Annotated in this window: 23 protein-coding genes, 1 CRISPR repeat array and 1 riboswitch; all 23 genes read left to right on the top strand. The window is 27.7% G+C overall.

Going from position 1 to position 21,358, the window contains the following annotated elements; all coding sequences use genetic code 11:
• Window positions 1–16: 16 nt before the first annotated feature.
• Complete coding sequence (locus KVH43_RS08110; RefSeq protein WP_218282056.1) at window positions 17–511, top strand: DUF2975 domain-containing protein; 495 nt, start codon at window positions 17–19, stop codon at window positions 509–511.
• Window positions 512–522: 11 nt separating this feature from the next.
• Entirely contained in the window at window positions 523–750 is a 228-nt protein-coding gene (locus tag KVH43_RS08115) for a helix-turn-helix domain-containing protein (RefSeq protein ID WP_218282057.1), read from the top strand.
• A gap of 13 nt (window positions 751–763) precedes the next feature.
• A complete protein-coding gene (locus KVH43_RS08120) occupies window positions 764–1,363 on the top strand; it encodes a TlpA family protein disulfide reductase (RefSeq protein ID WP_218282058.1) in 600 nt (199 codons plus the stop codon).
• 74 nt (window positions 1,364–1,437) lie between these two features.
• Window positions 1,438–1,547, top strand: a riboswitch (TPP riboswitch).
• A 62-nt stretch (window positions 1,548–1,609) separates the two neighbouring features.
• Window positions 1,610–1,900 (top strand): thiamine-binding protein, encoded by a 291-nt coding sequence (locus tag KVH43_RS08125; RefSeq protein ID WP_218282059.1) that lies wholly within the window; start codon window positions 1,610–1,612, stop codon window positions 1,898–1,900.
• The gene (locus tag KVH43_RS08130) at window positions 1,872–2,750 is read left to right on the top strand and encodes an ABC transporter permease (protein WP_218282060.1); all 879 of its coding nucleotides are present in this window, start codon (window positions 1,872–1,874) and stop codon (window positions 2,748–2,750) included. Before KVH43_RS08125 ends, KVH43_RS08130 begins: the two co-directional genes overlap by 29 nt.
• Complete coding sequence (locus tag KVH43_RS08135; RefSeq protein ID WP_218282061.1) at window positions 2,650–3,654, top strand: ABC transporter substrate-binding protein; 1,005 nt, start codon at window positions 2,650–2,652, stop codon at window positions 3,652–3,654. Before KVH43_RS08130 ends, KVH43_RS08135 begins: the two co-directional genes overlap by 101 nt.
• 13 nt (window positions 3,655–3,667) lie before the next feature.
• Window positions 3,668–4,423, top strand: a complete 756-nt coding sequence (locus KVH43_RS08140; protein WP_420829628.1) for an ABC transporter ATP-binding protein — start codon at window positions 3,668–3,670, stop codon at window positions 4,421–4,423.
• Window positions 4,424–4,570: 147 nt separating this feature from the next.
• Window positions 4,571–4,795: a DUF1659 domain-containing protein gene (locus tag KVH43_RS08145; protein WP_218282062.1), complete on the top strand. Its 225-nt coding sequence runs from the start codon at window positions 4,571–4,573 to the stop codon at window positions 4,793–4,795.
• Between the two features lie 33 nt (window positions 4,796–4,828).
• Window positions 4,829–5,044, top strand: a complete 216-nt coding sequence (locus KVH43_RS08150; protein ID WP_255547714.1) for a DUF2922 domain-containing protein — start codon at window positions 4,829–4,831, stop codon at window positions 5,042–5,044.
• Window positions 5,045–5,263: 219 nt separating this feature from the next.
• Window positions 5,264–5,863 (top strand): competence protein ComK, encoded by a 600-nt coding sequence (locus tag KVH43_RS08155; protein ID WP_218282063.1) that lies wholly within the window; start codon window positions 5,264–5,266, stop codon window positions 5,861–5,863.
• Window positions 5,864–5,943: 80 nt separating this feature from the next.
• Complete coding sequence (locus KVH43_RS08160) at window positions 5,944–6,723, top strand: hypothetical protein (RefSeq protein WP_218282064.1); 780 nt, start codon at window positions 5,944–5,946, stop codon at window positions 6,721–6,723.
• A gap of 662 nt (window positions 6,724–7,385) precedes the next feature.
• Window positions 7,386–7,925 carry a DUF5698 domain-containing protein gene (locus tag KVH43_RS08165; protein WP_218282065.1) on the top strand — a complete coding sequence of 180 codons (540 nt, stop codon included), beginning with the start codon at window positions 7,386–7,388 and terminating at the stop codon, window positions 7,923–7,925.
• Window positions 7,926–8,240: 315 nt separating this feature from the next.
• Entirely contained in the window at window positions 8,241–9,299 is a 1,059-nt protein-coding gene (cmr1, locus tag KVH43_RS08170; protein ID WP_218282066.1) for a type III-B CRISPR module RAMP protein Cmr1, read from the top strand.
• Window positions 9,296–11,086 carry a Cas10/Cmr2 second palm domain-containing protein gene (locus KVH43_RS08175; protein WP_218282067.1) on the top strand — a complete coding sequence of 597 codons (1,791 nt, stop codon included), beginning with the start codon at window positions 9,296–9,298 and terminating at the stop codon, window positions 11,084–11,086. Before cmr1 ends, KVH43_RS08175 begins: the two co-directional genes overlap by 4 nt.
• Window positions 11,083–12,165: a type III-B CRISPR module-associated Cmr3 family protein gene (locus KVH43_RS08180; RefSeq protein WP_218282068.1), complete on the top strand. Its 1,083-nt coding sequence runs from the start codon at window positions 11,083–11,085 to the stop codon at window positions 12,163–12,165. The genes KVH43_RS08175 and KVH43_RS08180 overlap by 4 nt, the downstream gene beginning before the upstream one ends.
• Window positions 12,166–13,473: a Card1-like endonuclease domain-containing protein gene (locus tag KVH43_RS08185; protein WP_218282069.1), complete on the top strand. Its 1,308-nt coding sequence runs from the start codon at window positions 12,166–12,168 to the stop codon at window positions 13,471–13,473.
• A 30-nt stretch (window positions 13,474–13,503) separates the two neighbouring features.
• Complete coding sequence (gene cmr4 / locus KVH43_RS08190; RefSeq protein WP_218282070.1) at window positions 13,504–14,358, top strand: type III-B CRISPR module RAMP protein Cmr4; 855 nt, start codon at window positions 13,504–13,506, stop codon at window positions 14,356–14,358.
• Window positions 14,359–14,368: 10 nt separating this feature from the next.
• Window positions 14,369–14,800, top strand: a complete 432-nt coding sequence (gene cmr5, locus KVH43_RS08195) for a type III-B CRISPR module-associated protein Cmr5 (RefSeq protein WP_218282071.1) — start codon at window positions 14,369–14,371, stop codon at window positions 14,798–14,800.
• Window positions 14,790–15,737: a type III-B CRISPR module RAMP protein Cmr6 gene (cmr6, locus tag KVH43_RS08200; RefSeq protein ID WP_218282072.1), complete on the top strand. Its 948-nt coding sequence runs from the start codon at window positions 14,790–14,792 to the stop codon at window positions 15,735–15,737. Before cmr5 ends, cmr6 begins: the two co-directional genes overlap by 11 nt.
• A gap of 183 nt (window positions 15,738–15,920) precedes the next feature.
• Window positions 15,921–16,867: a CRISPR direct-repeat array (repeat unit 30 nt; unit sequence GTAGAACCGAAACATTAGATGTATTGAAAT).
• A 133-nt stretch (window positions 16,868–17,000) separates the two neighbouring features.
• The gene (locus KVH43_RS08205) at window positions 17,001–17,975 is read left to right on the top strand and encodes a helix-turn-helix transcriptional regulator (protein ID WP_218282073.1); all 975 of its coding nucleotides are present in this window, start codon (window positions 17,001–17,003) and stop codon (window positions 17,973–17,975) included.
• Between the two features lie 22 nt (window positions 17,976–17,997).
• On the top strand, window positions 17,998–18,696 hold the full coding sequence (locus KVH43_RS08210) for a CRISPR-associated endoribonuclease Cas6 (protein ID WP_218282074.1): 699 nt from the start codon (window positions 17,998–18,000) through the stop codon (window positions 18,694–18,696).
• A 4-nt stretch (window positions 18,697–18,700) separates the two neighbouring features.
• Entirely contained in the window at window positions 18,701–20,422 is a 1,722-nt protein-coding gene (locus KVH43_RS08215) for a hypothetical protein (protein ID WP_218282075.1), read from the top strand.
• A complete protein-coding gene (locus KVH43_RS08220) occupies window positions 20,422–21,357 on the top strand; it encodes a type I CRISPR-associated protein Cas7 (RefSeq protein ID WP_218282076.1) in 936 nt (311 codons plus the stop codon). Before KVH43_RS08215 ends, KVH43_RS08220 begins: the two co-directional genes overlap by 1 nt.
• The last annotated feature ends 1 nt before the right edge of the window (window position 21,358 follow it).

The raw sequence follows: 21,358 nt of genomic DNA on the forward strand, positions 1-21,358 counted from the left end.
TAAGGGAGGTATGTGTATGAGGTATTATGGAAAAGGATCTTTAACTAGTGCTTTAAAGATTTTGTTAAATATTTTGCTTACTATTGGGGTTGGAATGTTTATCTATTTATCCATTCATGTATTATCAAGTAATGATTTAAATATAAGTTTGATCAGAAAAAGCATTATTTATACTTTGTTTGTAATAGGCAGTATTTCCTTGATGATGATTATTTTTCATTTAAGACAAATTTTAGATTCTTTAATATATGTAAATCCATTTATAAGAGAAAATGTAAAAAGATTAAGAAATATAGCTATAGAATGCTTTATTATTACAGGATGCTATTTGATTAACTTTTTTATAAATCCTAAATATGTAGATTTTAATCTTATAACTATAGATATGAAAGGCGTTCATACAGATATGGAATTTTTTATATTTTTCTTTTCGGGTTGTTTTATTTTAGTATTATCAAAAGTTTTCCAGCAAGCTGTTGAAGTAAAAGAAGAAAATGATTTTACTATTTAGAGGAGGTTGCTATGGGGATTGTTATAAATTTAGATGTGATGATGGCAAAGAGAAAAATCTCTCTTACAGAGCTTGCAGAAAGAGTGGGGATTACAAATGCTAATTTATCTATACTTAAAAATAACAAAGCAAAGGCTATAAGATTTACAACATTAGAAGCTATATGTAGAGAACTTAATTGTCAGCCAGGGGATTTATTAGAATATGTTCCTGATAAAAAAAAATCAGAGATTTTATAAACTGGAGGTAAAGATGAAGAAGCCATTCAAGATATTATTAATAATTTTAGCAAGTATAATTTGTTTATTGGCAGTAGCGGTTATAATAGGACCAGCTGATCCTATCATGTTAACAGAAGAAGAAGAATCACAGCAGTATGAAGAATATAATGAAAAATTTAGTAATCTTAATATATCAGGATTTGAAACGAAAGATCTGAATAGTGAGAAAATCACTTCAGATATTTTTAAGGATTATAAAATTACTATGGTGAATATTTGGGGAACTTTTTGTAGCCCTTGTGTAGAAGAAATGCCGGATATAGGAAAGGCTTATAAAAATTTACCTAAAGGATCAAATATTATAGGCATATGTGTTGATGCTGGAGATGATGAAGATACTGTAGAAGCTGCACAAAAAATCATGAAAAAGTCAAATGCTGATTTTCGTGTTTTGATTCCTGATGATGTGTTGAAGAAGCAGTTGTTAGATTTCGTGACTTTTTTTCCTACTACAATATTTGTAGATGAGAAGGGAAATATTGTGGGAGATGTATATAATGGAGGACGTTCAGAAGAAGATTATAGGAAAGCGATCATAGAAAAGCTTAAAATGGTAGAAAATACAAAATAAATATTTATAAAATACACCTTGAGTAGAAAAGTATTGATTTTATTCAAAAAAAGTATATACTAAAAATAGTAAATAAAATAATCAATGGGAGCTGATGTTTTTGGCTGAGAGGGAATAAAAAATATTCCGACCATGAGACCTGATCTGGGTAATGCCAGCGTAGGGAATGCACATAAAAACTGCTGCCTATTCTGAGCAGCATTTTTTTGTTGGAAAAATTTTAAAGATTTAGAGAGGAGCGAAAAAATGGCAAATGTAAACGTAAGTATACAGGTTTTGCCTGTAGTTTTAGAAGAAAGGATATATCCCGTAGTAGACAAAGTGATTGAGCTTATTGATAAAAGTGGTGTAAAGTATGAAGTAGGGCCTATGGAAACTACCATGGAGGGAGATTTAGATAAGCTTTTAGACATTGTAAAAAGAGCACAGGAAATTTGTGTAGAAGAAGGAGCCAGTAGAGTTATTTCTATGGTAAAAATTGACTATAAACCAGAGGGCGTGACTATGCATGAAAAAGTGGGAAAATACAGGAGATAAAGTACTACCCATTGCTTTTATTGTTTTTTTAATTATTTTATGGGAAATACTTATAAAAATATATAATATACCAAAATATATACTTCCAGCACCATCTTCTATAATAAGTGCTTTGATCGAATATAGGCAAATTTTGTGGGAACATACAAAAACTACTATTGTTGAAGCTAGTATAGGCTTTGTTATAGCTACTATATTTGCAATTTTTGCAGCAGGACTGATGAATAAGTATGAACTTCTGAAAAAAATCATCTATCCGATATTTGTCATATCCCAGACTGTTCCTATTATTGCTTTAGCACCTCTTTTTATGATTTGGCTGGGATTTGGGATTTTGCCCAAAATTGTAATTGTTGTGTTGGTTTGTTTTTTTCCTATTGCTGTAAGTGTTATAGAAGGACTAGAGACTGTAGATCAAGATCTTATCAATTTGATGAAGGTTATGGGTGCAAAGCCTTTTCAAATATTTATAAAGGTACAGATGCCAGCCACACTGCCAGCATTTTTTTCAGGGTTGAAAATTGCAGCTACTTACAGCATTATGGGTGCTGTTTTGGCAGAATGGATTGGAGCTAAAAGTGGTTTAGGAGTATATATGACTCGTGCCATGAACTCTTTTCGTATAGCAGCTTTATTTGCAGATATATTTGTCGTGGTGATCTTAAGCATTGGCATATTTCAATTGATTGAAAGAGTTTCAAAAAAAATTATGCCGTGGAATCAGCAAACAAATCAAAGGAGAGATTTACATGTTAAAAAAAGTAAAAAATTTATTGATCGTTCTATTGGTAATGGTTTTAGGTTTATCAGGTTGTGCCGAGAAGAAAGAGGAAGTACAAAAGGAAGATAATAAACTTCAAAAAATTACGGTAACACTAGATTGGACGCCAAATACAAACCATACAGGTCTTTATGTTGCAAAGGATAAAGGATATTATAAAGATATGGGACTAGATGTTGAAATTATTCAACCAGCAGAAGGAACTGCAGAACAGCTAGTAGCATCAGATAAAGCACAGTTTGGTATAAGCTATCAAGAGCAAGTAACATTAGCTAGAGTAGAAGATGTTCCTGTGGTATCTATTGCGGCAGTTATACAGCATAATACATCAGGCTTTGCATCTTTGAAAGAAAAGGGGATTAAAACACCAAAGGATTTTGAAGGAAAAAGATATGGTGGTTGGGGTTCTCCTATCGAGAAAGCAACGTTAAAGGCACTGATGGACAAGCATGGAGCAGATGTAAAAAAAGTTCAAATCCTTACTAGTGGGGCAACAGATTTTTTTGCTTCAAGTAAAAAGGATATTGATTTTGCATGGATTTTTGAAGGATGGACAGGGATTGAAGCAAAGCTTAAGGGAATTGAACTAAATTATATTGATTTAGGAAAAGAAGATTCTGCTCTTGATTATTATACACCTGTTATTATCACTAATGAAAAAAATATAAATGAGAAGAAGGATTTAGTAAAGAAATTTATGGAAGCTACAAGTAAAGGATATGAGTATGCTATAAAAAATCCTGTTGAGGCTGCTGATATTTTATTAAAATACGCACCAGAATTAAATAAGGAGTTAGTTGTTGAAAGTCAGAAATTCTTGAGTGATAAGTATAAGGCAGAGGCAAGCCAATGGGGAATTCAGAAAAGAGAAGTATGGGAAAATTATACAAATTGGCTTTTCGATAGAGCTTTAATTGCAAAGAAAATTGATATAGACGCTGCATTTACTAATGAATTTTTACCTAAAGAATAAGGAGTAGAAAGAAATGCAAACACCTAAAATTAGGTTAACTAATGTGCATATGGATTATATTTCCAAAAGAGATGTCTTAAAGGTATTAGAGAATATCAACTTATATGTAAACAAGGGAGAATTTGTTTCCATAATAGGTCCTAGTGGCTGTGGAAAAAGTACTTTGTTTCATATTATTACAAAATTAGAGAAAGCATATGAAGGTTTAGTAGAAATAGATGGAGAACCTTTAGAAAAATCTAATCAAAGAGCAAGTTATATGCACCAAAAGGATTTACTAATGCCCTGGAGAACGCTCATAGATAATGTGATATTGCCTCTTGAAATTCAAGGAAAAAATAAAAGAGAGGCAAAAAAAGAGGTAAAAAAGTATTTTGATACTTTTGGATTAGAAGGATTTGAACAAGCATACCCTAATGAATTATCAGGTGGGATGCGACAAAGGGCTGCACTTCTTCGAACATTCTTAGTAGATAGTGAGCTTTTGCTGCTTGATGAGCCATTTGGAGCATTAGATGCAATTAATCGTTCAAAAATGCAGGAGTGGCTTCTTGACATATGGCGTCAATTTAAAAGATCAGTTCTTTTTATTACTCATGATATAGAGGAAGCAATTTATTTATCAGATAGAATTTATGTACTTAGTCAAAGACCTGCAAGAGTTTTAAAAGAAGTAAGAATAAGTTTTGAAAGACCGAGGAAAAAAGATATTGTTGTTACAGAAAGCTTTTTAAACTATAAAAAAATATTGATGGATGCATTAAAATAATGAAAAGATCAGGCTTAAGCAAGTGTATGAGTCTGATCTTTTTTTATTGGAGAATATGATAGCAATTAATTTAACAGATATTTTTATTTTTTGATACTAAACTTTTTTAAAAAATATCATCTATATAAATGAAAGGAGGAGATAAATATGGCAGTAAGTGTAAAAATGGGTCCTTCAAAGCTAAAGATTACTTTTAGTAATGGAATGGATGACAATGGAAATGAAAAAAAGAGAAGCAGAACCTATTCAAACATCAAGCCTACTGCGAAGGATCAAGACATCTATGATGTCGCAACTACCTTGATTGGGCTGCAAAACAGCAAAGCCCTTGAAGTTGAAAGGGTAGATGAAAAAGAAATAGTAGAAGCTTAGTCAGAAAGCAAATAAGAAAAGGAGGTGTTATGATTGTTAACAAAGAGATTAGAGATGATTTTTCAAAATCAAGGTGGCAAAACTACAAAAATATCTGTAGACAATGCAAAGGAGGATTTGACAAAAGAGCAAGTAGAATCAGCAATGCAGGTAATAATTGATAAGAACATATTTCAAACCAACAGTGGTGAGCTAACAGGTATTGATTCTGCAAGAATTGTTACAACAGATATTGATGAAATCATTTAATAAAAAGTAGCTTGGGGAATCCCAAGCTACTTTTTATTAAAGAAGTATATATTTTTTGCATTTATAAAAATTCATCCATTGAAGCTATAAAAAGAACATATGAAAAATAGGTTTATTCAGAAAAAACTCCATTATCTTACAAAAGTAGAGATAGACATTTATGAGAACAAGTTGTATAATAAAACAAAACATATGTTCGACAAAACGAGGGGTGATAAGATGAAAAACATTGATAACATTATAAAAGTGGGCATATGTGCATTGATTCCTATTTATCAACTCAATATGGGGAATGTTACAAAATTGATTACAGAAGATGGACGAAGCTTTATAGATAAAAGAACGATGAAAACAGTATTAAAGATTATTGCTAGATACTATACTATACATATTGAAGCTTGTAGAGAAAAATATGGACAAGTCTTACATCAACGGTTAAGTGTACCTATTTTATTCCACCAAAGATTACTTTTAATACCTTTTAAAATGAGAAAACCTAAATTTGTAAAAGATGGAGCTAAGGGATACATTAACCTTTATGATATTGAAAAAGTAACAGAAAAAGAAAAATATGTTATGATCCAGCTTAAAAATGGGGTAGAGATTGCTGTTTTAAATAAAATGAAAACCGTACAAGATCAAATAAATAAAGCAAAGCTAATAGCAAGTGATATGAATTGTTTTATAGATGATTTATCATATAGATCAAGAGATTTTTATATAGAATATAATCGTCCAGCTACAAAAGGAGATGTTGCTAGACTTCAAGAGGAGCTTGTTCAATTAAAGGATGTGTTAAAAAAAATGCTGCGATTTTAACCTTTTTGTAACTTTTTCAAATTCTCTATATGGTATACTTTTTTCAGATTTGATAACATTTAGAGAAAGGAGATGCAATAATGAAAAATTACAAAAGATTCATAGCACTTGGACTTATGAGTGCAGTCATGGTCACAACAGCAGCTTGTGGAGGAGAAGCAGTTAAAGATATGGCTAGTAGTATGAAAGTAGAGAGCATGAAGACCTCTAAAGCAGATTCACTAGGATATACTTTTTCTGAAGTGAGTGAAAAACCTGAAATTCTAAAGGAATTTACAAAGATGGATGCAGATTATGCAGCTTACCTAAAAAGTAATCCATTTAGCGTATTATTTTTAGATGAAAAAATGAATATAACAGATGAAACAGATGTATATTCTTTACCAGAAAAAGAAGATTCAACAGCTTTATATTTATACATAAAAAATGATAAGGTGATTAATGCAAAATTAGATGCATTTAATGGAGAAATAAATACAGAAGGATATACTTATGATACTTTATTTTATGATTATAGTAATAATATGGAAAAACAAGCAAAAGAGAAGGATTTTCCATATGATTTAGAAAACAATAAAGATGATGCTGAAAAAGAACTAAAGGCTAAATTTGAAGGGAAAGGTATAGACGAGCTTCAAGATTTCTTAAAGGTTTATACACCGTTAAGAAAGTATGCGAGAAAAGATACAGATAAAACACTTGAGTCATATATGATCATTAGCGAAATTGGATATACTGCAAGTAAGACTATTAACGTAATTGTTAAAGATAATAAAATCGAAAAATTATATATAGATGAAAGCTATAGACCAGATAATGATCCTATTGAGATGTTAAAGGCAGTTACTGAGAAAAAATGATAGATTAAAAGATAGAGTACTTCTAAATGAAGGAAATATCTTTTTTTATTGTGTTAAATGAAAAAAAGATTTGCACTTTTTAACTATATATGATATACTTAAAAAGTTAGTTTGTTATTTAGAAAAATATGGGAATGTATCACCAAATAACTTTTTGCAATAAGCTTATCATTATTTTCAAAATTATTATAAAGATGTCTCACTTCATTCAAGCAATGAAGGATCTTTTCTATAATATCTTTTGTTACCCCTAGCTATATAGGTAAACAACATCAACATAAAAAAAAGAAATATATAAAGATAAGTGAATGACTTCGATAACTTTTGTAAAAAAACTTACTGAAATTACATGAAAAATACGTTAAGAACCTTCATTGTTTGAACGAAGTGAGTTTTGAAGGTTTAGTATTTTTTCATGGAATGAAGTTTTGTTTTTTCAAAAGTTATCTGGTGGAATGAACTGTTCTTTATATTTCATTTTGAAGTTGTTTGCCTATAGATAGAAAATATGTAAGGTTTAATTATAAAATGTACTTAAATAACTGATTATTTACTAACATAAAATCGTGATGTTAGTTTTTTTGTTTTGAAATAGATGATATGAATTAAATAATGATTTAGGATAAGCAAGAAACGAACAAAAATTCAAAAGGAGGGATTTGATGACAAACAGTATAATATTTGCACTTGTAGGTGTGTTTTTAACGACTGCTTTTACAAATGTTTTAGCGACATTAAAAACTATATTGATATCGAAAAAAATTATGAATCCAGTTTATATTTTAGTATTTGTAGATGCGATGATTTTTGCAACAGTTATTGCAAAAATGAATAGTTCAAAGGGAATTCATTTTACTATTGCTTATGCATTAGGGAAGACTATGGGGGTTTTTATTGGAGGTAAACTTGAAGAGCGTTTAGCACTTGGTATTTTGGAAGTCGATGTATTTTTTAATAATAAAAATAAGATGATACAAATAGCTGAAAGACTTAGAGAAGCAGGCTATACTGTAAATAATTTTATAGCTAGAGGAAATAATGGGGATAAAAGGTATAAAGTTGAAATAGTGATTAAGAGAAAAGAATTCAAAGTGCTTGAGGATATTATGGATGCATGTGGTGTGCATAATCCAACATTGAAAATTAAAAATGTGAACAAGATAAATGGTAAAATCACTACAACTAGAATTAAAACAGTTTAATTTATTAAAAGCAAAATCATTATGAAAAAAAGCTAAAACAATTAAAAATACATGAAAGTTTGTATATACTAAAACCAATAAATCCTTATTTTTCAATGGTAGAACCGAAACATTTAAAAAAGATGTATAGATTGATATACATCTTTTTTTGTGCGTAAATCTAAAAATCAAATAAAGGTAAATGTAGTCGACAAATGGAAAATTTTATAATAATATTATATAAAAGAGAATATATGGAAATGATTGTTATATAAATTTTTAACAAATAGAAAGTGTTGTAGGGTTAGATTTAAATAGGCAAAAAGGGGGAGGAATTTGAAAAAAGTAAAAATAAATTTAGAGATTGTTACCCATATGTTAAGTTTTGGGAATAATACAGAAAAACCAGAATTTAGAATACCAGAATTAAAAGCACTTATGAGGAATATTTTTAGAGAACTATATGATTTTAAGGATGTAGATGATATGAAAAATAAAGAAGAAATTTTATTTGGGAGTTTAAAGAAAAAATCACCTATATCATTGAAATTAAAATCAATGAAAGTATTTAATGAAGAAGTAGAAGTATTGCCTCATAAAAAAAGTGTAAAAATGAAAGCTATACCACCGAAAACAAAAGTAACTTTATACATGTTTGGAAGAGATGAAGAAAAATTAGATATGTACATGATATTATTGATTTTGTCATCTATTATAGGTTCTTTAGGGAGACGAAGTAGAAAAGGTTTTGGTTCCTTTAAAATTATTAGAATTGAGGGGGAAAAAGAGAGCCAATATAAAGAGTATGGTGAGTTAATAAGTAAAAGTGCTGTAGATATATTTAGAAAACTTGAAGAAATATGTTGTGATAAATTTTACAAAATGAGGAAAATAGATATATATAAAGATAAGCATGATAGATTGAGTATTGTAAACATAAAAGACTTCAGCAATAAATATAAATTGAATTATCCTTATGCAGAAAAGATTCATATAATAAAAATCGAAAAGAATATTAGATATAAAGAATTAATAAAATATATTTCTAAATTAACTCATGATCGACTATGTTTTAATATAAAAGGAAGAAAAGATTTTAGGGAAGGAATTCCTTATAAATATAGAGTAGATAAAAATATATTAGGAAATTATAGATCTAATAGCAGGTTTGCAGCACCTGTAGTTGTGTCATTTTGGGAAAATAGCAAAAATAAATATTTAATACTTAAAGAATTGAATATTAACTATCAATTACAAGCGTTATGTAAACAAGAAAATAAAGGAAAAAAACAAGAAGAAAAATATAGTTATAAAGAGTTTGAAAAAGCTAATATAAGTTATGTAGATAAGTATATTAATAAGTTAATTTATATAGCTAAAGGAGAAAAGAAATGAGTTATTTATTGGGGGTAACTATAGGACCTGTACAGACTTATATACAAGAGTCAAAAAAGCTTTTGGACTTATATAATAGTAGTAAAATTATATCGAATCTAATGAAAAACGTCTATAAATACATAAAAGGAAAGAATGCAAACATTGAGGTTATTTATCCAAATTATCAAGATATACAAGGCGTGGACTATTCTAATTATATAGTTTTTGAAATACCAGAGATAATAGATCTAAATGATATAGAAGAGAAAATATATAAAGAAGTTAATGAATCTGTAGCAAAAGAATATGAGTGCGATTTAAAAGAAGTATTTTATTTGTTCTGGGCAATAGAACAAATAAAAAATAATGGATATTATGAAGCTTATAAAGAATTGACAAGATTTATAAAAAGCTTGAAAAATACTTATGAATTTGATCAAAACCTTCAAGAAAAAGGGAAAAAAAAGTGTTTAATTTGTGGGAAAAGAAATATTACTGATAAAAAATCAAAGGATAAAGAAGAATTATGTAGGTTGTGTTTGTTTAAAAGAAATTACAAAGAAAGAAATAAGGCGGATAAAAATAAGTTTTTATCAGTGGATACAATTGCTATAGAACCTTGGAAGAGAAAAAATAAAGAAAAAATAAAAGAAATAACAGCAAAATTAAGTGAATTGTTTTTAGAAGCAGATAAATATTATAATCCAAATGAAATAGACAATATAATTAATACATTAGAGAAAATTAATAAATTTCATAGGACAGGAATAAATCAAGGAATAGAAAAAGATTTAGAAAAAAAATTAAAAAAGATAAAAGGTGAGCTAAAAGGCAAGAAGGATTTAAAAGAAATCTTAGAAGGACTTAAAAGTATAAGAAAAATTATGAATGATGTTTATAATGATGAGAAAGTAAGTCTGCCAAGTTATGAATATTGTTTTATTCAATTTGATATAGATAATCTAGGTCGTTTGATGAGCGGTGAATATTTAGATGGTAGAAAAGATTTAAAGACATATCAAAAGGACTTTTCTAGGATATTGATTAAATTTGGAAGTGTTTTAGTAGAAGCATTGAAAAATACAGCTTGCCAAATTATTTATTCAGGAGGAGATGACTTTTTAGGAGTAATGCCTAAAGAAGAAATTATACGTGTTGTAGAGATAATAGATAAAATTTTTAAAGAACAAGTCCCAAAAGAGTACGAAGAGTATGTGACATATTCAATGAGTATCACGATTGGGCAATGCAAAGATCCAATGAGTTATGTTTTAAGAAAAACAAGAGCAGAACTAGAAAAGGTAAAAAAAAGATTTGAGAAAAAAGAGATAGAAAAAAATGGTATGGCTATAACATATATTATAAACAATAGTAAAGAAATTACATGCTATTTACAAAGAGAGAATAGTAACAGGTTACTAGAAATTATTAAGTCTTTTGAACTTATAAAAAATAGATTGTCATTTTCTTATATATATCATTTTGAAAAAATGCTTTCCTTGCTAAAGCATTATAATCTGAGCTTTGAGGAGTTAAGATCGTTTTTGGATATTACAAAATGCGAATTAAGAAGGTTTTTATTGAGAAGTAAAAATGTAAAAGAAAAAGATGATCAAGAAGTGGTAGATAAGTATATTCAAAATTTTGTAGACTTTATAGAAGATATTATTTACAGCAATAGAGAACAGATTAGTGCAAATTCAGAAAATATTGATTTTAAAAACATCATTAATATTATGCATATGAACGAAAAATTATCTAAAATTGATTTTCAACTAAATAAAGTAGAGGTGAATGAAAAATGAAAAGTTTATTGAAGATAAAACCTTGTGATAATACTTTTTTTAGAGATGGAAATCAATTTAATTTTGATATTCATGAGGTAATACGGAGTAAAAATACACCTTATCCATCTGTATTTTTTGGAGCTATCTTCACTGCTTTATTAGCTCATAATGATGAGTTTCGAAGAGCTTTTTTTAAAAAGGCAAATTATGATCATGAAAAAATATTGGCTTTGCAGCAGGTTTATTTATGGGATGAAAAAAATAAAAAAGCATATATCAAAGCTCCACTGGACTTGTTTATTAATGAAAATGGGGATGTAGTTTTCGGAGAATTTAAAAAAGTAGATTCTAAATTGCATTCTCTATCCTTTGAATGTTTTTTACAATGTCCTGAAGATAAAAATTATAAAAGAGTAAGCAATAAATATATTAACATAAAAAATATTTATGATGCTTATGCAAAAAAGCAAGGTATAAGGCTTGAATTAAAAGATGAAAATGAAATTTTTATTAAAAACTACAAAATAGGAATAGGAATAAATAAGAATACAAAATCCATAAAACATGGGAACATGTATAGAATAGAGCAGACAGAATTTATTAATAATAACTGGTCTTATGTTGTAGAATATGAAATCAATAGAGAATATTTAGAAACTAACTATAATGGAATAGATTTTGATAATTTAGAACAAGGATACTTAAAATTAGGAGGAGAAAATAAGGTTTGCAAATTTGAAAAGCATATAAATGAAAAAATTTACAAATTTCACAAGAAAAGATTAAAAGAAATAAATTCTAATAAAGTTAAAATACTCTTGACTAGTGAGACATTTTTTGATGAAGATGTAAAAGATATTTTTAAAGGAGATTTAAAACTCTTAGGAATGGTTAATGATAAACCTATACATATTGGTGGTTACGATATGCAGGGAAAAGGAAGTGCCAGAAAAATGTATAAGGGGTATGATGCAGGAACTATACTTTTGGTAGAAGGACTTAATAAAAAAAATGTAAAAAAAGAAATATGTAAAAAAATTAATAGAAATAATCCAAAAGGATTCAATCAGTTTGTAATATTAGAGGGGGATTTTTAAATGACAGAAAAGAGTTCGATTAATCTAGTTGTATGTTCAACACTTAATCAAATTACTAATTATTTGACGATTATAAAATACAGACCAAAGAAAATTTTTAACATTACATTCCATAAAGATATTTTACCAAAGTTTAATATAAATATTAAACCACACAAATGGGACAAGCAGTTAAAAGAAACTATTGGAGATGAATATATTTTTGAAGAGGATATAAAACTTAGTAATATATATGATCTAGGAGATATAAAAGAAAAATTAAAAGAAAAAATTATAGATAAATTACCAGATGAAGAAGTAATTTACTGGAATGTAACAGGAGGACAACGAACTATTGCTTTAGCAATCAGTGAATTAATAAGAGAAAAAAATAGGAAGAAGGATCGTGTGATATATATAGAAGGAAATACAGAAAAACTAATCTATAACAATTATAAAGGGGAACTAATAAATTATGAAGATATATCATATAAAGCTTCTTTGCTTAATTTTGATAAAGCTTTAAGTTTGGTTGGATTTAAATGTAATTCTACGAAAATAAAGAGTACTATGATATTAAAAAAAGAGGGAGTAAGTACAGAAAACGAAAAACAAGCTGAATATAGCTTTTATAAAGCATTATATAAAATTGTAAAATTACAAGAAAAACGATGTAGAAGAAAATATAAAATAAGCTTTGATGGAAAAGAATATAATGATTGTTTTAGAAATCTTTTGTTAAAAATCAATACATTTGAAAGCGGAGAAAAAAGACAAATGTTTGCAAAAGAGCTATTTAATATATTAGTAAAGGAACATAAGGAACTGAAGGATACAAAATACTTTACAAAAGATATAGAAGAAATTAAAAAATCATATCCAGCAGGATATATATTTGAAAAACTAACAGCTTATAAAATTTATGAAATAATAAAGAATAATCACAAAATCATTGGTATGGAGACTAGTTTGAAAATTTATTTTAATGATGAAGAAAAGCCTAATCATATAATTGATGAGTTAGATATTGTTTTATTAACAGATACAGGAAAGATTATTAACTTTGAATGTAAATCAGGTGGTATGAAAGGAGATAATGCTAAAAGTCACAAATATACAACTTATAGATTATCAGGTGTATTTGGTATGCCTATATTATTATCGCCTCTTTATTACAAAGAAACTTTAGACGATTTTAAAAATGAAGATGAAATCCTCAAAAATCAGCTACAAGCATTTAGAGCAGCAAAAGCAGCTGAACTTGAAGTTTTTACGATAGATAAAATAGAAGAAGGATTGAAAAAATTGGGATATAGTAGGAATTCATAGAGTATTTAATAAATATAAGGGGGATATAAAATGTATAAAACAAAAGAAATTATCTATATTAAAGCAATTACACCTATCCATGCAGGATGTGGACAAAATATTGGAATTGTAGATATGCCTATACAAAGAGAGAGACACTCTAATATACCAAAAATAGAAGCTTCTAGCTTAAAGGGTTCTATAAAGTATAGTCTATATAAAAAAATTGAAAAGAAAAAAGAAGCAGAGGAAAAGAAAAAAGAGCTATATACTATATTTGGTTCAGAAGATGAGGCAGATTATGCAAGTGCTATAGGTTTTACGGATGCAAAGTTATTATTTTTTCCTATTAAATCGACTACAGATATTTTTAAACTTATTACTTGTCCCTATATAATCAAAAGATGGATAGAAGATTTAGAATTTGAAAATGAAGAAACAAAAAACGAATTTAATATGAAACTAGATGATGGAGAATTTATAAGCAATAGTAATGAAGAAAAAATTGTTTTAGAAGAATATATATTTGAAAAAAAGAAACGATTAGAAGAAAAAAGTAATATTTTTGATATTTTCAAAAATATAGGAATTGATGTTAGTAGAGTTACTATTATATCAGATTCAGATTTTGAGGATTTGGTTACTATGTATACTGAAGTTATTACAAGGAATAGAATAAATATTAAGACTGGAACAACAAAAGATTCTGCACTTTTTACAGAAGAGTATTTACCAGCAGAAACGATTCTTTATTTTATGGTATTAGGTTCACCTTCATTTAAAAATGAAGATGTTAAAACGGCAGATAATGTGCTGGAATATTTCAAGAAAAATGTGGATAAAGTGTTTCAAGTAGGAGGAAATGCAACTATAGGAAAAGGATTTGTAAAGATGTTAGGAAAGTAGAGGGATAGTTATGTCTGAAATTAAAAATATAAATTTAGAAGTTGCGAGCTTTGCAATAGAAAAAGTTAAGAATGTTTGCAATAATAAAAAAATGGATAAAAATTATAAAACTTTAGTAAAAAAGATGCCTGCTTTGATTCAAAAAAATGGACTTATACTTACTTTGGTTTTTAATTGGTCAAAAGTAGAAAAGCTTCATCATAAAGAGGTTTTGAAAAATATCATCCATTGGCATAAACAAAATAGTAAAATTAAAGATTTTGAAGGTTTTAAAGAAGTTGATTTTGACAAAAATGAAAAAGATACAAAAGTGATTGAAAAATATATAAAGGCAGTTACAGATTTAGATCAAAGAGAATATAGATTATTAACTAAGGAAATGATGTCGTTGTTTGGTTGGATTAAAAGATTTGCTGAAGGGATGATTGAAGGTGAAGAATAAAATAAAGAGTAAAAAAGAGGATAAGAGTGGAGAAAGTAAAGAAAAAAAAGATAAAGAAAATTTAAAAAGATGTTATACATACAATTCATTAATGAAATGTTTAGACAAATACAAAAGAGAAAATATTAATAAATCGCTTTTAATTAATAAATTTACTAGTATTTCAAATATGGATAAGTATATGTATTATTCAGTAAATGAAAATGAAAAAAAATTACTTAAATCTATTCGTGAGGAGTATAATTGCATTAAAAAAAGTCTACAAGAAACACATGATTGGCTGAACTTTTCTGCAAGAATAGATGACAAGCTGATCATAGGGTTAGGAAATCATTCTATATTTGAAACAGATATTACTTTGCATCATATATATGGAATACCTTATATACCAGGGTCTGCTATAAAAGGTACCTTAAGAAATTATATTATACAAAAATATTTTAAAGAGTGTATAAATTGTGATAAAAATTGTAATGATGATTGCAAAAAAAATGATAAAGATTATAAAATTTTTACAGAAATTTTTGGAGGAAAAAATACGAAAGGAAAAGTAATCTTTATGGATGCATTTCCTGTAAAAAGTTTCAAAATAAAAATGGATGTGATGACACCACATCATAGTAATTATTATGAAAAAAATGTACTACCATTAGATACTGATACACCTAAGCCCATAAAGTTTTTAGTATTGATGAAAGATAGTACAGATGATGATATTACATTCGAATTTAATTTAGGAATAGATAAAATATTAGCTAATAAAAAATTAAGTAAAGAAATTGAAAGTAATATAAAGAACATTAATAAAGAATTATGTAATTATCAAATTGTAAAGGAATTTGTGAAAAAAAATTTTAAAGAAGCATTAAATTTTAATGGAATCGGTGCAAAAAAATCAATAGGATATGGATACTTTGAGATGGATAGAGAATTCTAAGAATGATATTTCATAGAGATTGAAATTGTTTAAAACCGTATAATGTCTGAAATTACTAATTTTCCAGATGATTTTATTAGAGAATTTATTAAAAGCAAAATCATTATGAAAAAATAGCTAAAATAATTGAAAATACATGAAAGTTTGTATATACTAAAACTAATAAATCCTTATTTTTCAATGGTAGAACCGAAACATTAGATGTATTGAAATTGGTTATTTGCACAAATGGTATGGGCGATTATCGAGTAGAACCGAAACATTAGATGTATTGAAATTGACAACTTTTAATCGTTTCACCATTTACATAAATTTCGTAGAACCGAAACATTAGATGTATTGAAATTTTATTTCGTCTGCTGTGTAGTTTTCAAGTCCTAAGTAGAACCGAAACATTAGATGTATTGAAATAATAGTAATAGTAGTAGTAATACTGGAGATACAAGTAGAACCGAAACATTAGATGTATTGAAATATGTTATTTAGTTGTAGCAACAAACTGCCATGTTTGTAGAACCGAAACATTAGATGTATTGAAATAATTTCAACTGAATCAATTATAAAATTTTCTTCTATAGTAGAACCGAAACATTAGATGTATTGAAATAATACATTATTACTCTTTAACTGCCCTAACGCAAGTAGAACCGAAACATTAGATGTATTGAAATTAATGTGCTTCTGGCTTTATATTTTGCAGTTACAGTAGAACCGAAACATTAGATGTATTGAAATTATTGTAATTCTAATACTTCATTTTTTCTCAATCGTAGAACCGAAACATTAGATGTATTGAAATAGGACAATTCTTTGATAATCATGACCATCCCATACAGTAGAACCGAAACATTAGATGTATTGAAATTAGTCATCATACTCCGGAACACAATTAGCAGGATTGGTAGAACCGAAACATTAGATGTATTGAAATGAGATAGGATAGTAAGTATTTGTGTCCCCATAGTAATCGTAGAACCGAAACATTAGATGTATTGAAATAATTGTAACACCTAAAGAAATTGCTACTTACTATAGTAGAACCGAAACATTAGATGTATTGAAATAATTCTCCTAAAGTATCTATAGCTCTATCGATCATAGTAGAACCGAAACATTAGATGTATTGAAATATTTGACTTTTAAGCCTTAAGCCTCTATCGACTACAGTAGAACCGAAAAATTAATAAAAATAAAAAATTAAGGGCAATATATGCCCTGTTTTTTTATGGATGCATATGGTATTATTTGTAAAGGAGGGGAAAGATGAGCAATACAATAATAAAGAATGTAGTGTATGCATTAAAAATTATTGAAGTGTTAAAATTTAAAGGAAGACAAACTATGGAAGGACTAGCGGATTATTTGTATATTAATGAAGATAAAGTAAAAAGACTTATAGGTGCTTTAAGAAAAGTTCCAGGAATAGATATAAAAGGTATTAAAGGTCCTCATGGTGGATATGAACTTATTTTAAATACTATATGGGATGAGTTTTTTCTAGATGAAAAGGAATTAGAAGCTTTAGTATTAGCACATAAATTTATTAAAAAAGAAAGTGGATTTTACTTGAGAAAAGAGTATGAAATGGCTTTAGATAAAATAAGGGAAAGAAGCAATATGACATTAAAATGTGTGGAAATAGAGAGGGTTAGTAGAAATAAAGATACAAAGACTATTGGAGATCAAGAAATTGAAAATGTTAGAAAAATAGAGAAAGCAAGGGATAATTGTCAGAAGATAAAAATAAAATATTTTTCTGTAAATAGTAAGACTACTTCTGTAAGAATAATTCACCCTTATAATGTTTATTATTATGATACTAATGGAGATTTTTATTTAGTAGGCTATTGTGAAAAGCGTAAAGAAAAAAGAGATTTTAAGATTAAGAGAATAAAAAATATAGAGATATTAGAGGAACGCTTTAAAAGTCCAGTATTCGATTTTAGTAAATACACAAAAGGGTGCTATGGACTCCATAGAGGAGAAGTTATGCATATAAAGCTTAAAATTTCTTATCCATTTAATGTATTTGTAAAGGAAGATCCTGTTGTTGAAAATCAAATTATTCAAGAGCTTAATGACAATGAAATTATATTTGAGGGGGATATGAGCGGAGAAGATGAGATCATTACTTGGATTTTGAGTATGGGAAAGTGTGCAAAGGTCTTAGAGCCTGTAGAATTGCGAGAAAAAGTAATCCAGAAAATAAAAGAAAGTTTAAAGAGTTATGAAGAATAAGATGTAACGGAGGGAAAGAGGGATGAAGTATTTTGAATTAAGGACAACTGTCTATCTAAAAGAAGATATAATTATGAAAGATGTAGGTAATACGATAGCTAAACATATTAATTATTGTATGTCTAAAAGTGAGAGTTTAAAAGATTTACATGCTAAGAAATTGCCTAAGCTATATTGCTTTGATTATCTTTATCCATTTGAAGAAGATAGAGTTTATAGACAAAACCATGTATATGTTTTTAGAATGAGAACACCAAAAGAGAATATTGCTAGAGAAATGAGAAAAGTACTTAGCTTCTATGAAAGTAAAGCCATCAAGCCGTTAGGTTGTGATTTAAGGATAAAAAGATTTAAGGGAGTAGAAGAGCTATATACCATAACCCCTACTATAACTACGATAGATAATAAAAATTGGATTGTTGGAAATGATTTTGATTTATTATGGAAGAGAATAGATAATAATTTAGAAAAAAAATATCAGTTGTTTTTTGGAGAGAAATTACATATTAAAGGAAGTGCAATTGAAATTTTAGAAATAAAAAATAAGAAACCTATAGTAATGAATTATAAAGATGGGAAAGTATTAGGAAATAAATTTTCTATTATATTTAAACCTGATGCTGTTGCCCAAAAGCTTGCATATATGGCTGTTGCTTGTGGATTGTTAGAAAAAAATTCATCTGTTGGAGCAGGGTTTTGTAAAATAGGAAAGAGGGGGTGATGCTTTGATTTACAATCTATTAGATACTTTTAAAAAAGCATATGCCATAAAGGGTGATGATTTGGTTATAGAAAACCACAAGCTAAAAGAAGGCTTATACATAAAAATTAAACAAGATAAGACTATGGAAAGCACTATTATTACTAAAGATTCAGTAGAAGATGATACCTATGAATGGTTTAGAAAAGCTGATTTTTATTCATGTATTATTAATACAAATAAGGCAGTAGGCGATAAAAAAATTCATAGTAACAATTATCTAACTTTATTTATAAAAAAGAAAATCTTCTATGGAGATGAAAAGGAGATTTTACCTAAAGAAGAACTACTACAGAAAATAAAAAAATATTATGACATATTAAGAAGTGATAAATACAATAATGAAGGAATCGAGAGGGATTTAGGAAGAAAAATAGACTTAGAAAAGTTTGAATATTGTCAAAATACAATCATAGAACAAATCAACTCAATATACGATATCATCATAAAAAATGACAAAGCTTTTGATAACTATGTAAGAGTATATTTTGACTTTAATGACTGGAAATTATATGAATTAGAATTTAACAGATATTTGTATCCAAATGTATTCAATTCATCTAAATATAATATATCTATAGGTAATCACTTATATGGATTATCAAACATGAATATGGGGCTAAATAGTAAAAAACCTTATTTAGAACATAAAACACTTAAGTGTAAAGTTCCATTTCATATAGAAGTAAAAGATGCATTGCTTCTCTATAAATATGCTATGTGGCTACAAAGCTGCAAATTAGGACCAAACTTTAAGTCATTTGATTATGATTATAAAGTACCTTTAAAGGATTATAAAAGTGGAGAGACAGATATATATTTTATTAATTTAAGGAATAAAAACGGAGAAATAGAGTTTGGAGATTTTGATATTATTCCAGGCTTTGAAGAAACAATTGATTTTGAGATTTATAATTACATAGAAGCTTCTTATTATGATTTAAGTAAAAAAACTATTATAAGACCAGAATATGTAAAGTATAACAGTAAGAAAAGATATAATCTACTCAATGCTGTAGATGATTTTTTGTACAATAAAAGATTGATACAAAGCTTTAGAGTAGATTTTAAGGATATAAAACCACCTAAATGGGGAAATAAGAAAATTTGTAATTTGCTTATCATGACAAGAGATGTTGTGTTTAACTATATATATAAAAATGATGCAAATGGGTTAAAAGCTTTTGTGAAAAAATTATACAAGGATTTGGTTATAGAACAAATAAAGCAAGGAAAAAAGAAAGGAATAGATGCACTGAATACATACATTGCGGTAAAAAAATTATTTCAGTTAGGAGGAGAGGAATTAGTGAAAAAGATCAAAGATATTAGAAATGAAATAGAAGCTTTTATTGAAGACAAAGAAAATCATGATCTAGAGGATAAGTTTCAGTACTCTTTTTTAGCAGGGCAGATTAGCTATTATTTAATGAGTCAATCAAAAGCTAAAAGCAGAAGTCATGATGTTGTAGAAAGAATATGCAATTATAAAAATGTTAAAAAGATTAATGACGAATTAAAATTTTGGTTTAAAAGATATGGACATGCGATTTCTTTTGATTATGCAAAATTTAATAAAGCATTTTCTATGGTATTAGGCTTTGATAAAAGTGAAGCTATTGATGAAGATATTTTTTTAGCAGGTTATTTGGGAGACAATATATTTTATAAAAAGGAGGAACAATAATGAAATTTAAAAATAGAGTATTTGGATTAGTTGGAATCAGTGCAAAAATGGCAAATTGGAATGCAGATTTTTCAGGAAGACCAAAGAGTACATCGAATAATGAAATATTTGGAAGTGACAAGGCGTTTAAATATCCTATCAAATACTTATGGGATCAAGAAGGGGAAAAGGTACTATACATTAAATCATTTAAAGAAGATAAAAATGGCATCAAACCAAGATCTCTTAAAGAAAGGTACGAGTATGTTTTTGATACAAAGCTAGAGAAGAAGAAAAAAGATAAGGATGTTTTGAAAAATTTATTTAGTGCAATAGATGTTATAAATTTTGGAGCTACCTTTGCTGAAGAAGGTCAAAATTTGTCTATTACAGGAGCTGTTCAAATTGGACAAGGTATGAATATATATACAGATACTAATGTAGAGATTCAAGATATATTATCACCATTTAGAAATCCAAAAGATGCTGATGCAGAAGCATCTTCATTAGGTACTAAAATCGTTGTGGATGAAGCTCATTATCTATATCCATTTTCAATAAATCCTTATGTATATGATGAATACATAAATATAATTGATGGATTTGAAGGATATACAAAGGAAGCTTATGAAAAATACAAGGATGGATGCTTAAGAGGTGCTACAGCTTTTGCTAGTAATAGTAAATTTGGTTGTGATAATGCGTATGCAATCTTTATTTTGCTAAAAGAAGGCAGTAAATTAGCATTACCGAACTTGGTAAGCTTCATAACTCTTAAAAAGGAAGGTGATAAGGTAATTATTGACTGTAGTAGCTTGAATGATTTGTTATCAGAAAGCATTCTAAAAGAAGTAGAGAATATAGAAATTTACTATAATCCTTATGAAGTTGAAATTAAGGGTCTAAGTATTAATAAAGCTAAATTCATGAATATTTTTACGAGAGAAGTGATTTAGT

This window comes from Crassaminicella indica, assembly GCF_019203185.1.
Lineage (GTDB): Bacteria > Bacillota > Clostridia > Peptostreptococcales > Thermotaleaceae > Crassaminicella > Crassaminicella indica.

What these genes read in the sequence shown, in the direction of transcription:
- KVH43_RS08110 (WP_218282056.1), top strand. Translation starts at nt 17, where the DNA reads ATGAGGTATTATGGAAAAGGATCTTTAACTAGTGCTTTAAAGATTTTG.
- KVH43_RS08210 (WP_218282074.1), top strand. Translation starts at nt 17,998, where the DNA reads ATGAAGTATTTTGAATTAAGGACAACTGTCTATCTAAAAGAAGATATA.
- KVH43_RS08205 (WP_218282073.1), top strand. Translation starts at nt 17,001, where the DNA reads ATGAGCAATACAATAATAAAGAATGTAGTGTATGCATTAAAAATTATT.
- KVH43_RS08120 (WP_218282058.1), top strand. Translation starts at nt 764, where the DNA reads ATGAAGAAGCCATTCAAGATATTATTAATAATTTTAGCAAGTATAATT.
- KVH43_RS08160 (WP_218282064.1), top strand. Translation starts at nt 5,944, where the DNA reads ATGAAAAATTACAAAAGATTCATAGCACTTGGACTTATGAGTGCAGTC.
- KVH43_RS08165 (WP_218282065.1), top strand. Translation starts at nt 7,386, where the DNA reads ATGACAAACAGTATAATATTTGCACTTGTAGGTGTGTTTTTAACGACT.
- KVH43_RS08175 (WP_218282067.1), top strand. Translation starts at nt 9,296, where the DNA reads ATGAGTTATTTATTGGGGGTAACTATAGGACCTGTACAGACTTATATA.
- KVH43_RS08140 (WP_420829628.1), top strand. Translation starts at nt 3,668, where the DNA reads ATGCAAACACCTAAAATTAGGTTAACTAATGTGCATATGGATTATATT.
- KVH43_RS08130 (WP_218282060.1), top strand. Translation starts at nt 1,872, where the DNA reads ATGAAAAAGTGGGAAAATACAGGAGATAAAGTACTACCCATTGCTTTT.
- KVH43_RS08185 (WP_218282069.1), top strand. Translation starts at nt 12,166, where the DNA reads ATGACAGAAAAGAGTTCGATTAATCTAGTTGTATGTTCAACACTTAAT.
- KVH43_RS08145 (WP_218282062.1), top strand. Translation starts at nt 4,571, where the DNA reads ATGGCAGTAAGTGTAAAAATGGGTCCTTCAAAGCTAAAGATTACTTTT.
- KVH43_RS08180 (WP_218282068.1), top strand. Translation starts at nt 11,083, where the DNA reads ATGAAAAGTTTATTGAAGATAAAACCTTGTGATAATACTTTTTTTAGA.
- cmr4 (WP_218282070.1), top strand. Translation starts at nt 13,504, where the DNA reads ATGTATAAAACAAAAGAAATTATCTATATTAAAGCAATTACACCTATC.
- KVH43_RS08135 (WP_218282061.1), top strand. Translation starts at nt 2,650, where the DNA reads ATGTTAAAAAAAGTAAAAAATTTATTGATCGTTCTATTGGTAATGGTT.
- KVH43_RS08125 (WP_218282059.1), top strand. Translation starts at nt 1,610, where the DNA reads ATGGCAAATGTAAACGTAAGTATACAGGTTTTGCCTGTAGTTTTAGAA.
- KVH43_RS08115 (WP_218282057.1), top strand. Translation starts at nt 523, where the DNA reads ATGGGGATTGTTATAAATTTAGATGTGATGATGGCAAAGAGAAAAATC.
- KVH43_RS08220 (WP_218282076.1), top strand. Translation starts at nt 20,422, where the DNA reads ATGAAATTTAAAAATAGAGTATTTGGATTAGTTGGAATCAGTGCAAAA.
- KVH43_RS08155 (WP_218282063.1), top strand. Translation starts at nt 5,264, where the DNA reads ATGAAAAACATTGATAACATTATAAAAGTGGGCATATGTGCATTGATT.
- cmr5 (WP_218282071.1), top strand. Translation starts at nt 14,369, where the DNA reads ATGTCTGAAATTAAAAATATAAATTTAGAAGTTGCGAGCTTTGCAATA.